This window comes from Mammaliicoccus lentus (genome assembly GCF_947036595.1).
Lineage (GTDB): Bacteria > Bacillota > Bacilli > Staphylococcales > Staphylococcaceae > Mammaliicoccus > Mammaliicoccus lentus.
On the sequence record NZ_OX344834.1, the window covers coordinates 1,380,332 to 1,396,914 of the forward strand.

Genomic DNA, 16,583 nt, shown 5'->3' on the forward strand with positions numbered 1-16,583 from the left:
CTTCCGTAGGATTTCATTTTCATTATAAAGTAATTAATTTTTATGTCAAAAATGATTCGGTATGTATTAATCAATTACTAGAAGGTGTGTTACCATTTATAATAATACATATAAAAAGGTGATAACTATGATAGGTAAACATTTTATTGTGACGGGTGCTACAGGTTCGTTAGGAGAAAGTCTAATTCATTATTTAAATTTATACGGCGCAAAAGCTACAATAATAGTTCGTAATAAAGAAAAAGCTCAAATTTTACAAAATAAATATAATAATATTGAAGATACAATCATATTAGATTTAAATAATTCAAATGAAATTATTAATATGGGTAGTTTAAATCATAAATACGATGGCATCATAAATAATGCCGGATTAGGTTATTTTAAATCTAATGATAATCATAGTTTTGAAGATATTATGGCTATATACAACACGAACTTGGTCAACCTAATTTTATTACAAAACATATTGTTGCCAAACATGAAAAGAGGGGCATCAATTGTAAATATTGCGTCTATTTCAGGAAAAGTAACAACGCCGTATGCAAGCCATTACGCCGCTTCTAAAGCAGGTTTAATAAACTTTTCAAACGCCTTAAGATTAGAAAGACCAGATTTACATGTCTTAACGGTAAATCCAGGTCCATTTAAATCGTCATTTCATTTAAAAGCTGATCCATCTGGTTCGTACAATGAATCTACTGAATTTCTACAATTGGATATTGATGTTTTAGCAAACCAAATTATTAAAGGTATGATTAATAAAACGATAGAAATAAATGAACCTAAGTGGATGGATATTGGACTTAGATTTTATCAGTTAGCGCCAAGAACAATAGAAAAAATATTTAAAAAAGTTTTTTTAAGTAAGATGTAATAGGTTTTTATAATGAAAACGCCCCATCCGAGAAGTAAAACTAACGGATGAGGCGTTTTATTTTAATAAGAGATATACGTTCATAAGCTAGATTATTAGCTTAAATGATTTGTATATTCTAAGTTCTTAACAATTGATCTTGCATGGTTAATTTGGTCTTCTGAAAGACTTTCATTGTAATGTTGCATATTTGTAATAAGTTGTTCTTTAGAGCTTGCACCTGTGATAATAGAACCTAATGCTTCGAATGATTTTAAATAGTTAAAAGTAACAGCTGATAGATTATCAAATTCTTCTGCTAACTTTGTTACTGTTTCTGTTAAATCATCTGCATTATATTCTAATAAACCATCTTTGAATTTATTTTCTAAAACTTTATTATATTTATCAGTCAATAAACCTTTAGAAACAGGTCCTCTAGCTAATATTTTAATATCTTTATCGTTGATTCTTTCTGTCAGAGCTTCTGGTCTATTATCTAGAAGGCTAAATTGCATCATAATTGTTTCGATATTACTATTTTCTAAATAATAATCAATGACGTTTGGTCGAATAGAAGAAATACCATATGCTCTTATTAATCCTTGTTCTTTTAACCTTTCAAACGCTTCAATAGTTTCATCTTTGTTATCTTCTATTGTACCGCCGTGTAACATATATAAATCCAACTGTTCTACGTCTAGGCGTTGCAATGTATCTTTAACGCCGTTCATTATATGCTCTTTAGAAGGGTCCCAATGATGTTCTTTTGTTTCTTTATCAAAATGATTACCTACTTTTGAGCCGATAACAATATCACTGTTATTTTGATATTTTTTCAGCAAACTACCAACTATTTTTTCATTTTCACCATAATCGTATAAATCTGCTGTATCAAAATAAGTTATTCCTTGGTTAATTGCTTCGTCAATAATTGTTTCAGCATGTTCAACATCTGTACCTAAACTCATACAACCTAAGCCAACTTCTGATATTTCTATACCACTTTTTAAAGTATTTTTTTGCATATTGAAGCTCCTTTCGCTACACTTTATATATTAAGTTTATCAGATTAATTATTTAAATGAAAAGAGGCACGCTCGAATGAAGTTAACAGAAGATACAATTAGTAAAGAATTAATTTACGAAGGTAAGATTTTTAAAGTAGAAAAACATGAAATCAAATTACCTAATGGTGAAACGAGCTCAAGAGATGTTGTCTTACATAATGGAGCTGTAGCTGTGTTAGCTATAACACCTGAAAAAGAAGTATTAGTCGTAGAACAATTTAGAAAAGCAATGGAAAAAGTTTTAATAGAAATTCCAGCTGGTAAATTGGAGATAGGTGAAGAAAGAAAAAGTGCTGCATTGAGAGAATTAGAAGAAGAAACTGGTTATATTGCAGAAGACTTAGAATTAATAGGTGAAGTATACGGAAGCCCTGGATTCTGTAATGAGAAAATAAGCATCTATTTAGCTGATAATTTATCTGAAGGAAAAATGAAGTTAGATGAAGATGAATTTCTAGATATTAAAAAATATACAATTGAAGAAGTTAAAAATTTATTGTTATCTCAAAAAATTGAAGATGCAAAAACAATGATTGCGTTTCAATATTTATTATTAAATTATAATCATTCTAAATAATACAAAGTTTTCGCTTGCTTTTTTATAAAATTATTGGTAATTTAGTATACGAAATGTTTCTAATTGATAATGATTTTATTTAAGAAAGTAGGTGTCACCGTGGAAGAACGTATTCAACGTGTAAAAGAGCAATTACACAAAGCTTCCTATAAATTAACGCCACAACGAGAAGCGACTGTTAGAGTATTACTTGAGAATGAATCTGATCATTTAAGCGCAGAAGACGTTTATCTTAAAGTAAAAGATAAAGCGCCTGAAATAGGTTTAGCTACTGTTTACCGCACACTTGAATTATTAGCAGAATTAAAAGTAGTCGACAAAATTAATTTTGGGGACGGGGTAGCAAGATTTGATTTAAGGAAAGAAGGAGCGAAGCATTTCCATCATCACATGGTATGTATGGAATGTGGAGCAGTTGATGAAATTGAAGAAGATTTATTAGAAGATGTAGAAAAACGTGTAGAGAAAGAATTCGACTTTAAAATTTTAGATCATAGATTAACTTTTCATGGTATTTGCCATAGATGTAAAAAAGATTAATCTTTTAAGCTGACGTTACTAAAAGGTGTTTAACACAAATTTTAGTGATGTCTTTTTTTATGGTAAAATAAGTTCAACAATGAGGTGAATACATGGAGCAAATTATCAATGAATTTATAGATTTTATTAGATTAGAAAAAGGATTAAGCCAAAATACGATACAATCTTATAATCGTGATTTGTCACAGTATAATGAATATTTGAATGAACATAAAATTAGTCATATAGATAATATAGATCGTATCGTCATACAAAAATATTTCGCGGAATTAAAGAAAGATGGAAAGTCTTCTAAAACAATTGCGAGATTAGCTGCGACAATAAGAAGCTTCCATCAATTCGCAATTAGAGAAAAATACGCAGTAAAAGATCCAACGATATTAATAGAGACCCCAAAATATGAACAAAAATTGCCTGATGTGTTAAGTGAAGAAGAAGTGAATCAACTGCTAACATTTAGTCATATAACAAATGCTAGAGATGAGAGAGATAGAGTAATGTTAGAACTGCTCTATGGTACTGGGGTCAGAGTAACAGAATTAATAGAATTAAAAGTTGAAGATGTTAACCTTACAATGGGCTTTATACGTGTATTTGGTAAAGGAAATAAAGAAAGAATTGTTCCGCTTGGTAAGCATTTAATGGAATTATTGCGTGTTTACATCCAAGAAGTAAGACCTAACCTTTTGAAAAAACAAGTTACAGATATTTTATTTTTAAATGCACGCGGAACTCAATTAACAAGACAAGGTTTTTGGAAAATACTTAAAAAAATTGGACTAGCGAAAGGTATTACTAAAACTTTAACACCACATACATTACGCCACTCATTTGCTACACATTTATTAGAAAATGGTGCAGATTTAAGAGCGGTTCAAGAAATGTTGGGTCATTCAGACATATCTACTACGCAACTTTACACACACATTTCTAAAAAGCAAATACGAGACATGTATTTAAATTATCACCCAAGAGCTAAAAAGGAGAATGAAAATTGAGTAAACAAAATAAAAATAATGAATCTAATAAGTACATAACACTTATTATTTTAGTTGCCTTTATTCTTATATGGGGGAGCGTATACTGGTTATTTATCGTTTAGCATGTCGATTTTCATATGCTAAATTACGACTATTAATAACTTCTGTACGATCTCTTAATAAATGATAGTGTTTAATATAATCTGATATTTGCTCATCATAATTAAATGTAAAATCATCATATGCACTTTCTAGCGCTTGATAACAAGCAGAAGTTAGAGGCAATTGTATATTTTGATATGATTTGTTTTGTTGGATGCGCAATATTTGAGAATTAACAACCGATATATATTGTGTTTTTTTTATTCCTAAATGATCGAATTGGTCATTTAGTTCTGCTATTTGTAAAGATTTTTGGTAAGTTTTAAGTGCACCTTTAACATTTCCGCGGCGATAATGGTAACAAGCCGTTGAAAATAATATTAAACTTACGATTGGGTCATTTTTACTAAATTTATCTTGTTCTTTCCAGTGTTCTTCTAAAATATCGTGACACTCAAAATAATGTCTTAACACATGGAAATGATAATGAAATTCCATAATATTTGTTTCCATCATAAATCCCTCACAGCATAGAATCTTTATACGTAATCATGTTATAATAATTTTTAGGTTTATGCACGTAAAAGGAATAGAAAAGAGGAAGTCTTAAATGTATGAAGTAAAACTCGATGCCTTTGAAGGTCCTTTAGATTTATTACTTCATTTGATACAAAAATACGAAATAGATATTTATGATATTCCAATGAAGGAATTAACAGAGCAATATTTAAGTTATATCCATCAAATGAAAATATTAGAAATAAATGTAGCAAGTGAATATTTAGTAATGGCTTCAGAATTATTAATGATTAAAAGTAAATTATTATTACCAACACCTCCATCCGATATTGATGAATTAGAAGATGACCCTAGGGAAGATTTAGTAAGACAATTGATTGAATATCAAAACTATAAAGAATATGCGCAATTGTTAAATGAAAAGAAAAATGATAGAGAACAAATTTTTGTGAAGAAGCCAGCTGATTTATCGAAATTTGAAGCTGTTCATGATAAACGAGCGCCGTTAGATTTAAATATGACAGATTTAATCATTGCATATCAACGGACTAAAAAGAGACAACGTTTTAATCAGCCACAAAATGTTACAGTTAACGAAGATTCTTATACAATTGAAATGGCAACTTCTAAAATAAGAGAAGAACTTTCAAATAAGAAAAGTTATCATTTTTTCGAAGCGTTACCACCAGATTTATCAATACCGGTATTAGTCACAATGTTTTTAGCAGTATTAGAAATGATGAAATTAAGACAAATTGATGTTTTTCAACAACATCAATTTGGAGAAATAACAATAAATCGAGGCGTCAATTATGTCAGTGAGTAAATTAGGATTATTAGAAGGATTGTTATATTCTTTAGGTGATGAAGGAATTGAAGTTAATCAATTATGTGAGTTATTAGAAATTACACCGTCACAACTTAAAGATTTAGCAAGCGAATATGAGAGAGAAACATTACAAATTATTTTTTATGGTAACAAGTGTATATTAACAGCGAAGACAATTATGCATCCATATTTAGAGCAATTAATGTTGGATAATGTAAACACAAAATTATCACAAGCAGCTTTAGAAACACTTTCGATTATTGCTTATAATCAGCCTGTTACAAGAAGTGATATAGAAGTGATAAGAGGTGTGAATTCTGATGCTTCAGTAAAAACGTTAATTGCTAAAGGTGTAATAGAGTCAAAGCATAATGAACAATCAAGAAGCCAATTGTTATATACAACTGAATACTTTTTAAATGTTTTCGGTTTAACATCTTTAGATGATTTGCCTAAGACAACAAATGATGAAAATGAACAAGAAGAAATGGATTTATTCTTTAGTAGCATGAACGAATCTGAAAATGAGGAGCAATCATAATGAGCGAAGAATTAGAGAGATTACAAAAGGTTATTGCAAAAAGCGGTTATACTTCACGTAGAAAAGCTGAAAAGTTAATAGAAGAAGGTTTAGTGACAGTTAACCATGAACGTGTAACAGAACTTGGTACTAAAGTGAAAGAAACTGATCACATTGAAGTTGAGGGGATTCCTCTTGAAATGCCAGATAAGTTATATATATTATTCCATAAACCAACTAAAGTTATTACAAGCGTTTCTGATGATAAAGGGCGCGCTGTTGTAACAGATTATTTCAAAGATTTAAAAACACGAATTTTTCCTGTTGGAAGATTAGATTACGATACTTCAGGTTTATTAATTCTGACTAATGATGGGGAATTCACAAACTTAATGACTCATCCAAGATATAAAATAAAGAAAAAATATATAGCTAAACTTAAAGGATACCTTTTAAGAGAAGAGGTTAAACAGTTAGAAAAAGGCATTAAGTTAGAAGATGGTATGACTCAACCAGCATTAATAAAAGTTAAGAGTCAAGATAGAGACCGAAATGTTACACATGTAGAAATCACAATAACTGAAGGTAGAAATAGACAAGTTAGAAGAATGTTTAGTCATTTCGGACATGAAGTAACTAAATTATCTAGAGTAGAGTACGGTCCTTTAAATTTAAAAGGTTTAAATGCTGGACAGGGCAGAACCTTGACACCGCATGAGGTTAAAGTATTAAGACATCTAGCGCAAGATGGTAAATAAGCTGAAAACGTTCACAATTATGCCACTAAACTAGTATTTAGTCATGATATACTAAACAAAACACCATAACATATTATATGTATGGTTTTTTATTGTGTTAGGGAGGATTTTTAAATGAAAAGGAAACAAAAGAAAATACTGCAAATTGTTATTACAGCTCTAATATTAATAGCAATCGTTTTTACAGTATGGTCTAGTCTTTCAAAAGATAAAGATAAAGTGGCTCAGGTAGGTGATGATGCGCCGTTGTTCGAGCTAGAAACAGTTGATGGTAAAAAAGTTAACCTTGAAGATTTTAAAGGTAAGGGAGTTTTAATAAACTTTTGGGGAACATGGTGTGAACCATGTAAACGTGAAATGCCTGAGCTAGAAAATCAATATAAAGAATATAAGGATAAAGGCGTAGAAGTAGTAGCTATTCACGTTAGAGACAATCCACAACAAATTAAACAATATTTAAGTTCATTAAAAGAAACACCAACATTTAATGTCGCTATGGATAACGATAATTTAGTTACTGATGCGTACGGTGTGAACCCACTTCCTACAACAATAACAGTTGATAAAGATGGTAAAGTGAAATCAAAACATACTGGTGAACTTTCGAAAAAACAAATCATTAAAGAGATGGAATCGGTCAAAGTGAAGTAGAGGGGGATTAAAGGTGAGTAACAGTAACAAGCAAATCGTTTGTGAGTGTGGGTTCAAAAATCCTGAAGGAACTCAGCTTTGTTTAAACTGTGGTCGATTAATTAACGACGACTACGACAAGAAAAAAACGACAGACGTTATGAGATACGATGGACAAGCCATAAGGTCTAAAACTAAAAACAGAACGTTATTGGATCGCGTTTGGAATTTCTTCGCGTCAATAAAAACAGGGGTCACATTACTAGTTATTACCGTGATTGCAGCATCAATAGGTACGATATTCCCACAAGAATATTTTATCCCAATGAACGTAAATCCCGAACAATATTATTATGAACATTATGGTTCACTAGGTTTACTATACTATAAATTAGGTTTTCATAATTTATACAGTTCATGGTGGTTTTTAATATTACTGGGCTTAGTTGCATTCTCTATCATAACTTCAAGTATAGATAGAGGCCTCCCATTACATAAATCATTAAAAAAACAACGAACTAAGAAGCATATCACTTTCTTTAAACGCCAAAGATTATACATGTCTACTAAAGATAAAGTTGATTTAGATGCATTAGGCAAATCTTTTAATGAAAAAAGATACAAAGTAAAAAGAGATGGCGATAATCTATTGCTCGAAAAAGGTCGTCTATCAAGATACGGGCCATACATTAACCATCTAGGATTAATCATATTATTATTCGGTGCAATGCTCCGCTTCTTACCTGGCTTTTATTTAGATGAGATGGTCTACATTAAAGAAGGTGAAACAAAACCTGTCCCAGGTACAGATAGAGAATATTATATGAAAAACAACGACTTTATCTATGAAGAATACGACCAAAAATCTCAATCAAATACAAATCCTGAATCTATTGATCCAAGTCTAAATAAAATAGCGAAAAATTATGAAACAAAAGCTACTTTATATAAAAATAGTAAACAGGATGTTATCGGCTCAGATGCAAACTTAAAAGAAGTTAAATCAGATTCTATCAAAGTAAACCATCCGTTGACTTACGATAATTTACAGTTTTATCAAAGTAGTTTTGATAATTCATTGCTTAAAGAAATGACGTTCAATTTAAAAACGAAAGATGGAAAAGAATTAGGTGAATCATTCACTGTTAATTTGGATAATCCTAAGAAAGAATATAAAGTAGGCAATGACTACACAGTTAAATTACGTAGTTATGCACCAGATTATGAAAAAATAGAAAATGGTGTACTAGCAACGAAAACACCAAATCCAAACAATCCTGCTTTTGTGTTTGAAGTAAATAAAAAAGGTGAGAAACCAGAATTTAGTTTCTTAAGAATTAAAGAGTCTCAAGATATTTCTGAGAATAATCAATATGAAGTAAAATTTGCTAATGCTACTAATCAATGGGCTACAGTATTAGCTGTTAAAAAAGACTTAACGCTTCCTATTCTCTTAACTGGTTTCATCATATTCTTAATTGGTTTAGCAGTTGGTTCGTATATTAACCATAGACGTGTATGGGTTAGCGCTAACGACGGTGAATTTAATATTGCCGGCCATACAAATAAGAACTATTATGGATTTAGTAAAGAAATCAATCAAGTTCTAGACAAACATAATATTCAACATATAGTTGATACAAAAGAAGATTCACATGAAAGCAAGGAGGCAAACAATGGATAAAGATTTAATATTAAATATAAGTAATATCAGTTTATATTCAGCATTTATTTTATATCTTGTTGCAGTTGTGCCATTTTCATTTTCAGTTCGTTCTTCAAAAAAGCGAGCTGAAAAGATTGGTGTAACGTTAACGATAGTAGGATTTGTGTTACAAATCATTTATTTTATAACGAGATGGATAGCAGCAGGACATGCCCCAGTAAGTAATATGTGCGAATTCTTGACGATGTTTGGCATTATGATGGTAGGTGGCTTCTTAGTCATTTATTCTATTTATAAAACGCCTGTTCTTGCATTGTTCGTATTACCAATTGCAATGTTGCTTATTGCTTATGCAAGTATGTTCTCAAGAGATGTATCTCCATTAATACCAGCTTTACAATCAAGTTGGTTAGCTATACACGTTATTACGGTAACTATATCTTATGGTATTTTATCCATTAGCTGTGTAGCAGGATTAATATACTTATTAGCAGCAGTAAGTCCAAAAGAAAAATCTATACATAGTTTCTTTGTTGAAGTCATTATGTATTTCGTTGTTATTGTTATTGGATTTATTTTAACGACTGTTGTCATGAAAGATATCGCTGGTTATGATGACACTTATTTCTTTATTGATAAGAATGATAGTAATTCAGTGCAACATTATCATCTACCAGCTTTTGTTACACAACAAGATAGTTTGCTAGTTGATCATGTATCCGGTAGTGATTATGAACCTAAAGAGCGTACAGATATATTAAAATGGTCTAAAATTGAACTACCTGCAGTTATTAATGCTCAAAAATTAAACACTGTAATATGGTCTATTGTTATAGGTACAATCCTTTATGGTATACTAAGATTGATTTTCAAAGGTCGAACTTTATTTAGCTTAATAAAACCATTAACCAAACGCGTTAATTTATCGCTTATGGATGAAATAGGTTATCGTTCAGTTATAATCGGTTTCCCGTTATTTGCTTTAGGCGGTATATTATTTGCTAGTATTTGGGCACAGATGGCATGGAGTAGGTATTGGGGTTGGGACCCTAAAGAAGTATGGGCACTCATTACATTCTTGTATTATGCAATATTCCTACACTTAAGATTAGGTAAAGGCTGGGAAGGCAGAAAATCTGCTTGGCTAGCAGTTGGCGGCCTTGCTATCATTCTATTTAATGTAATCGCAGTTAACTTAATCGTAGCAGGATTACATTCTTACGCATAATATTGCTAGACTAGAAAGGAGTTTTGTAAGAATGACAGACCGTATTTTAGTTGTAGACGACGAAGATAGAATTCGTAAATTAGTAACAATGTACCTTGAAAGAGAAGGGTACGAAACAGATGAAGCAGAAAATGGTCAAGTCGCAATCGATAAAGCTTTAAACGAAGATTATGATTGTATTTTACTAGATTTAATGTTGCCAGAATTAGATGGTATTGAAGTATGTAAACGACTAAGAGAAACTAAATCTACACCTATTATTATGCTAACTGCTAAAGGTGAAGAAAATAATAGAGTCGAAGGTTTTGAATCTGGAGCAGATGATTATATTGTAAAACCATTCTCGCCAAGAGAAGTAGTTTTACGAGTTAAAGCTTTATTAAGAAGAACAACTAATCATGCCGTAGTCAATCAATCAAATACTGCTAAAGATCTTATCGTATTCGAAAATCTAGTTATAGATAATGATGCTCATCGTGTATTAGCAGATCAAAAAGAAGTGAACTTAACACCTAAAGAATATGAATTATTATTATATTTAGCGAAATCACCTGATAAAGTATTCGATCGTGAGCAACTCCTTAAAGAAGTATGGCATTATGAATTTTACGGAGACCTACGTACTGTAGATACACACGTAAAAAGATTACGCGAAAAGCTAAATCGTGTATCTGAAGAAGCTGCTCAAATGATTCATACTGTATGGGGTGTTGGATATAAATTTGAGGCGCCTGAATAATGAGACGGCTGAATAGTGTCGTTGTAAAACTGTGGTTATCTATTATATTAATAGTAACGACAGTTTTACTTTTATTAAGTGGCTTTTTAATCACATTTATCCAATCTTACAACACCTCTAATATTGGTGAAAACTTATATAATAATGCAGCTAAAATTGAACGACTAATGCTAAATACACATGAAAAAGATTCCACGATTGATTATGCAAGAGAGCTTGTAGAAGACCCAGCAGGACTCATTATCATTAAAAACAAAAAAGATTTACAAGAAAAATCTGAAGATCCTTTAAAAGGGGTAATGATTAATGAAATAAGAAAAAATCCTTCATTCAACAAAGTATTTCGTAGCAATGAACATGTTTTAAAAGAGATTAAGCTAACTGTTAACGGTGAAGATCATCGTTATATCTTACTAGGTTATCCTTCTCAAGCATTTCAAAGTGATAACGCGGGTATATTTTTATTCCAAGACATCAATTCAATAAAAGAAACGCAAAAAGTGATTACGTTAAGTATATTGATAGCTGCTATCATATTATTGATTGTCAGCACAGTATTTGCATTCTTTCTTTCAACTCGAATTACTAAACCACTTATTCAACTTAAATATGCTGCTTTTAAAGTAGCGAAAGGTCATTACACAGAAAAAGTACCTATTTATACGAGAGATGAAATAGGTGAACTAGGTTTAGCATTTAATAAGATGAGTAAAGATATTAGAAAAAATATAGAAGATGTAAAGTCTAAAAACAATATTCAAGAAAAATTAATCAATTCAATGATTGATGGTGTCATTGGTATCAATGATAAAAATGAAGTTATTATTTCAAACTCAAAAGCGGACGTATTCTTAAATGAATTAAAAGACTTTGAGAACAAAGATATGAGTGAACAAAGAAATGTTACTTTTAAAGAGAAGAACACTCAATTTTTCGAATATGAATTAGGACATAAATATTATGTCGTAATATCTACTTATATTGAAAGTATTCAAATTGATGGGTCATCAGGTATCGTCATTATCATTAGAGATATGACAGAAGAACATCATATGGATCAAATGAAGAAAGACTTTATAGCAAGTGTCTCACACGAATTAAGAACGCCTATATCTATGTTACAAGGCTATACTGAAGCAATAGTAGATGGTGTTGTAACAGAGAAAAAAGATGTAGATGATTTCTTGTATATTATTTTAGATGAATCGAAAAGATTAAGCCGCCTAGTCAATGAATTATTAGAAGTAGCTAAAATGGACGCAGAAGGTATTAAAGTTTCATTGGCTGACTTTAACATCACGACATTAATTAATAAAATAGATACAAAATTCAAGCCTCAAGCTATTGAAAATAATTTAAAACTTTCAGTTAAGCATGTAGGTGATGGCAACACTTGGTATGGCGATGTTGATAGAATAGAACAAGTCTTAACAAACTTAATAGATAATGCTATTAGGTACACACACGAAGAAGATAGCATCGACGTTATATTTGATGATAGTCTAGAAGACTATGTACAAATCAAGGTTAAAGATACAGGTGTCGGCATTGCAAAAGAGCATTTAGAACAAATATTTGATCGTTTTTATAAAGTGGATACTTCTCGTACGAGAGGTAAATACGGAACTGGCCTTGGATTATTTATTGTTGAAAAAATAATAGATGCCCATGAAGGTAGTATAGATGTGCAAAGTAAAGAACAAATAGGGACAGAATTTACAATCACTTTACCAAAATAAAATATTTATGAGTTAATTTGATGAAAATCCCTTAGCAATGTGTTAAGATATAATCGTAAAATAAAATTAAATAAAAATTCATCTTCGGGGTTTGGTGTAATTCCATACCGGCGGTAATAGCCCGCGACCCAATGTGATTAATTTCATATTGGCTGACTTAGTGTAAATCTAAGGCCGACAGTAAAAGTCTGGATGGGAGAAGATGGAGGAATAATCTAGCACGCGCTAGGTTTATTTAGCTATTGCTTTTCCTCCTATTCTAACGAGATGAATGGGAGGAGTTATTATGTCTAACGATAACAAAACTAAGCGCTTACTAACGGTAAGTATGCTAATCGCAATTAGCTTTATTTTGATGTTTTTAAAATTTCCTTTACCATTTTTACCACCATATTTAACTATGGATTTTAGTGATGTTCCCGTTTTAGTGGCGACATTCACATTCGGTCCGGTTTCAGGAATTTTAGTTGCACTATTCAAAAATATTTTTAACTTTTTAATTGTATCTCATGAACCAATTGGAAATACAGCAAACTTTTTAGCTTCTGTATGTTTAATACTTCCAACTTACTATTTTTATAAGATGAAAAAGTCTAAATTATTCATGATGTACGGTTTGGCAATAGGTGTTATATTGATGACGATATTAATGAGCGTATTGAACTACTTCGTATTATTGCCACTATATGGCCAAATAATGAACCTTGCAGATTTAGCACACAATTTAAAAGCAATCGTATCAGCAGGTATTATACCTTTTAATATCATCAAAGGTGTCATCATAGCAATCATCTATATATTGATATTTGATAAATTGAAAACAATAACAAGATAGAAAACAAATAAGAAAAGCTGAGACAGAAATAAATGTTTCAGCTTTTTTACTAGTAGGAGATTTCTGTCTCATAGTATATGGTTCTAATGTGTAAGAAATTTGAGGGAAGCTTAGACGCTTCTTATTGGATTAACCCTAATTCAAAAACATAAATAAAAGTTCCTAACCCGTTAACGAAAACAGGTTAGGAACTTTATTTTGAGTAAGGATTTATTATCCTAAGTTCATTTATTTTTGAGAAAGACATTTAAGTCTTATACTCTTATATATATTATTCGAATTTAAGCGCATCTCCATCAAACGGTTCGTCTGCTATTTTAATTGAATCTGTAGGACAACCTTCGAAAGCGTCTTCCATATCTTCGAGTAATTCTTCCGGGACAGCTTCGATTCCTTTATTGTCGTCTAATATTACGTAGGCGATACCCTCATCATCATAATCGTATATATCAGGGGCAGCTGCACCACATGCACCGCAAGCAATACATGTATCCATATCTACTATAGTGTATTTAGCCAAAATTTTCGCCTCCTTTAAAAAACATGCTACACTTATTATACATAACTATTTTAGTGATTACATGTATATTTTTCAACATTTTTATATTAAATGAGGTGACTTAATTGCAAGAGATAATAATGAAAACACTCTCTATGAAACACGAACTCAAAACTAATAAAAGTATTTATAATATTCTTATCGGTAAAAAGTCTCATCAAACATATTTTGATGCTACAATCGAACATCTTAAACTCTATTATGGTTGTTTACCAAATTTAAAATATCATCACTTTGAATCGATTATAGAAAATGGATCATACTCACAATATAAGCCAATTAAAGCCAACACTTTTTATGAACAAGCTTATCAAACAATTCAAACGATTTTATTGGTTATACAAATGGTTAGTCATAAAAAGCATGACCATTCCTTCTATCAACCAATTATCAATGATAAATCTATTCAATTCAAGGCAAAAGAATTATACACATTTATTAAAAATGATAAATTCGATTTATTTATAAACGAAATTTACGAATTATTAGAAGAAATAGAAAATGAATTTAATATCGTATACGTACATTATTTATTGACGGGATTTGGTGAAACGCCCTACACAGTAGAACAAATATCACTTCTTGAACATATTCCTGTACTAGAGTTAAAGTCACAATTAATACAAGAATTTCAATATATTCAAAAGTGTTTAGAAAATAGCGAGAAATATCCGATTTTATCGAAAATTAAATTTGAAGCTAGTTTAAATTATCAAACTTTAACAACTTTTCAATTATTAAATCAGACAACGAATATTGAAAGATTAGCAGAATTAAAAAACGTGAAGACTCATACAATACACGATCACATTATTGAAATGTATATTAAAGGTTATTTAATCGATAAATCTCTATACATAGATGACGAAACTTACGTCAATTTTATAGAAGTATTTGAAGAAAAGCCTAACCAAAATTTAAAATATTATTATGAGAAACTTGAAAATTTAAGTTACTTTGAAATTAAATTAATGTACGTTATTTATGCAATGGAGGAAATCTATGTTAAAAGATGAACTGAAAAAATATTTTGGTTATGATGATTTTAGAAATGGTCAAGAAGAAACGATACAATATATTTTAGATGGACATGATGTATTAAGCATACTTTCTACAGGAGCAGGGAAAAGTTTATGCTATCAATTGCCTGCTTATATTACTGGAGGTAGTGTTCTTGTCATTTCACCCCTTATTTCTTTGATGGATGATCAAGTAGCTCAAATGAAAATAAATGGCGAAAAAAATGTTATCGCCATTCATTCAGCACTTTCTAAAGAAGAAAAAGACGAAGTATTTCGCAATTTAAACAAATATCAATTTATTTTCTGTAGTCCTGAATTTATATGTGAAAATCATAATTTTAATCATTTTAGAAATTTATCTTTAAAATATATTGTAATAGACGAAGCGCATTGCTTAAGTGAATGGGGATTCGATTTTAGACCTCACTATGCATTAATCTCAAAAGTTACAAATTATTTCAATGATGCTCAAGTAATTGCATTAACGGCTACATTAACAGATAAGATGTTTAACGACATTGAAAAAATCACAAATAGAAAGTTCAAGTTACACAAAGAAAGTTTAAATCGTGAAAATATAATGTATCATCATTTTAATTTTTCGAGCGAAGACGATAAAGAGAATTGGTTGTTAAAAGAAATTAAAAAAACCGGTCCTACAATTATATATGTTTCTTCAAAGAAAAAATGTCATGAGCTTGCTGAAAAAATTTATAAAGCAGGTTATCTAACAGGGATATATCATGGGGATTTGGATTATCAAGAAAGAACCACTGTACAATCACAATTTATTCATAATGATATTAAAATTATTGTCGCTACCAGCGCTTTTGGAATGGGGATTAATAAGCAAGATGTAAGAACGGTAATCCATTATCATTTATCAACTTCTCCTTCAAAATATGTACAAGAAGTGGGGAGAGCTGGACGAGATGGTAGACCATCTCAAGCAATCAGTTTATATACAGATAGAGATTTAATGATATTGAACCATTTAGCAAATGAAAATAGTTTAGATATTGATGTGCTTAATTTGTTTGAAGAAGGGTATCAAATAAATGAGGAACTTTCTAGAAATATTCAGTTCCTTTTAGAGTTATATCCTATGGAACAATTAAAGCAAAAAATATTAAAAGAACAAGAACAAAAATTTAATGCTTATCGTTACATATTAAATTATATAAGGCTAGAATCATGCCGAAGAATATATTTATTAAAGTATTTTGATGAATATGTGAAACAAGATAATCTTTGTTGTGACAATTGTAAGAATGTTGAATTGCTAAATGAACCAAACAAAAAAGAAGTAAAACAGAAGACCACATTCAAAGAAAGATTAAATGCAATATTTTAATAGGATTGCTTTACTTGGTAAGTTGAACAGGGATATAATAAAGTATACTAAATATTAAGT

Annotated in this window: 18 protein-coding genes and 1 riboswitch; of the genes, 15 read left to right on the top strand and 3 right to left on the bottom strand. The window is 30.4% G+C overall.

The annotated features are described in order from the left end of the window. Positions 1-127 precede the first annotated feature (127 nt). Positions 128-877: an SDR family NAD(P)-dependent oxidoreductase gene (locus ACNMOQ_RS06905; RefSeq protein WP_016999133.1), complete on the top strand. Its 750-nt coding sequence runs from the start codon at positions 128-130 to the stop codon at positions 875-877. A 95-nt stretch (positions 878-972) separates the two neighbouring features. Here ACNMOQ_RS06905 and ACNMOQ_RS06910 read toward each other — a convergent pair whose 3' ends face one another. Then, the gene (locus ACNMOQ_RS06910; protein ID WP_323711081.1) at positions 973-1,884 is read right to left on the bottom strand and encodes an aldo/keto reductase; all 912 of its coding nucleotides are present in this window, start codon (positions 1,882-1,884) and stop codon (positions 973-975) included. A 76-nt stretch (positions 1,885-1,960) separates the two neighbouring features. Between ACNMOQ_RS06910 and ACNMOQ_RS06915 the strand changes: the two genes are divergently transcribed. The 3 genes from ACNMOQ_RS06915 to xerD all read left to right on the top strand — a co-directional run bounded on the left by ACNMOQ_RS06915 (position 1,961) and on the right by xerD (position 4,041). Further along, entirely contained in the window at positions 1,961-2,503 is a 543-nt protein-coding gene (locus ACNMOQ_RS06915) for an NUDIX hydrolase (protein WP_016999135.1), read from the top strand. 99 nt (positions 2,504-2,602) lie between these two features. Then, a complete protein-coding gene (fur, locus tag ACNMOQ_RS06920; RefSeq protein ID WP_016999136.1) occupies positions 2,603-3,043 on the top strand; it encodes a ferric iron uptake transcriptional regulator in 441 nt (146 codons plus the stop codon). A gap of 92 nt (positions 3,044-3,135) precedes the next feature. Further along, complete coding sequence (xerD, locus tag ACNMOQ_RS06925; protein ID WP_416350382.1) at positions 3,136-4,041, top strand: site-specific tyrosine recombinase XerD; 906 nt, start codon at positions 3,136-3,138, stop codon at positions 4,039-4,041. A 93-nt stretch (positions 4,042-4,134) separates the two neighbouring features. On the opposite strand, the gene ACNMOQ_RS06930 is transcribed toward xerD, so the two are convergent. After that, on the bottom strand, positions 4,135-4,638 hold the full coding sequence (locus ACNMOQ_RS06930; protein ID WP_416350383.1) for a DUF309 domain-containing protein: 504 nt from the start codon (positions 4,636-4,638) through the stop codon (positions 4,135-4,137). A gap of 97 nt (positions 4,639-4,735) precedes the next feature. Between ACNMOQ_RS06930 and ACNMOQ_RS06935 the strand changes: the two genes are divergently transcribed. From ACNMOQ_RS06935 to ACNMOQ_RS06975, 9 genes are all read left to right on the top strand, one after another. Beyond that, a complete protein-coding gene (locus ACNMOQ_RS06935; RefSeq protein ID WP_016999140.1) occupies positions 4,736-5,470 on the top strand; it encodes a segregation and condensation protein A in 735 nt (244 codons plus the stop codon). Continuing rightward, positions 5,457-6,014 (top strand): SMC-Scp complex subunit ScpB, encoded by a 558-nt coding sequence (gene scpB / locus ACNMOQ_RS06940; RefSeq protein ID WP_016999141.1) that lies wholly within the window; start codon positions 5,457-5,459, stop codon positions 6,012-6,014. The genes ACNMOQ_RS06935 and scpB overlap by 14 nt, the downstream gene beginning before the upstream one ends. After that, positions 6,014-6,751 carry a pseudouridine synthase gene (locus tag ACNMOQ_RS06945; RefSeq protein WP_016999142.1) on the top strand — a complete coding sequence of 246 codons (738 nt, stop codon included), beginning with the start codon at positions 6,014-6,016 and terminating at the stop codon, positions 6,749-6,751. Before scpB ends, ACNMOQ_RS06945 begins: the two co-directional genes overlap by 1 nt. Before the next feature lie 114 nt (positions 6,752-6,865). After that, positions 6,866-7,402, top strand: coding sequence for a thiol-disulfide oxidoreductase ResA (resA, locus tag ACNMOQ_RS06950; protein ID WP_016999143.1), 537 nt, complete (start codon positions 6,866-6,868; stop codon positions 7,400-7,402). A gap of 13 nt (positions 7,403-7,415) precedes the next feature. After that, complete coding sequence (resB, locus tag ACNMOQ_RS06955) at positions 7,416-9,065, top strand: cytochrome c biogenesis protein ResB (RefSeq protein WP_016999144.1); 1,650 nt, start codon at positions 7,416-7,418, stop codon at positions 9,063-9,065. Next, entirely contained in the window at positions 9,058-10,275 is a 1,218-nt protein-coding gene (gene ccsB, locus ACNMOQ_RS06960; protein ID WP_416350384.1) for a c-type cytochrome biogenesis protein CcsB, read from the top strand. The genes resB and ccsB overlap by 8 nt, the downstream gene beginning before the upstream one ends. A gap of 31 nt (positions 10,276-10,306) precedes the next feature. After that, positions 10,307-11,014 (top strand): response regulator transcription factor, encoded by a 708-nt coding sequence (locus tag ACNMOQ_RS06965; RefSeq protein WP_016999146.1) that lies wholly within the window; start codon positions 10,307-10,309, stop codon positions 11,012-11,014. Next, positions 11,014-12,753: an ATP-binding protein gene (locus tag ACNMOQ_RS06970; protein WP_016999147.1), complete on the top strand. Its 1,740-nt coding sequence runs from the start codon at positions 11,014-11,016 to the stop codon at positions 12,751-12,753. The genes ACNMOQ_RS06965 and ACNMOQ_RS06970 overlap by 1 nt, the downstream gene beginning before the upstream one ends. A 76-nt stretch (positions 12,754-12,829) precedes the next feature. Then, positions 12,830-12,961: riboswitch (FMN riboswitch) on the top strand. Between the two features lie 78 nt (positions 12,962-13,039). Beyond that, positions 13,040-13,588 (top strand): ECF transporter S component, encoded by a 549-nt coding sequence (locus tag ACNMOQ_RS06975; protein WP_016999148.1) that lies wholly within the window; start codon positions 13,040-13,042, stop codon positions 13,586-13,588. Between the two features lie 271 nt (positions 13,589-13,859). Here ACNMOQ_RS06975 and ACNMOQ_RS06980 read toward each other — a convergent pair whose 3' ends face one another. Continuing rightward, positions 13,860-14,108, bottom strand: coding sequence for a ferredoxin (locus ACNMOQ_RS06980; protein WP_016999149.1), 249 nt, complete (start codon positions 14,106-14,108; stop codon positions 13,860-13,862). 134 nt (positions 14,109-14,242) lie between these two features. Here ACNMOQ_RS06980 and ACNMOQ_RS06985 point away from each other — a divergent pair, with 134 nt between their 5' ends. Beyond that, the gene (locus ACNMOQ_RS06985; protein WP_237714332.1) at positions 14,243-15,163 is read left to right on the top strand and encodes a helix-turn-helix domain-containing protein; all 921 of its coding nucleotides are present in this window, start codon (positions 14,243-14,245) and stop codon (positions 15,161-15,163) included. Continuing rightward, entirely contained in the window at positions 15,150-16,523 is a 1,374-nt protein-coding gene (locus ACNMOQ_RS06990) for a RecQ family ATP-dependent DNA helicase (protein ID WP_064204560.1), read from the top strand. The genes ACNMOQ_RS06985 and ACNMOQ_RS06990 overlap by 14 nt, the downstream gene beginning before the upstream one ends. Positions 16,524-16,583 lie beyond the last annotated feature (60 nt).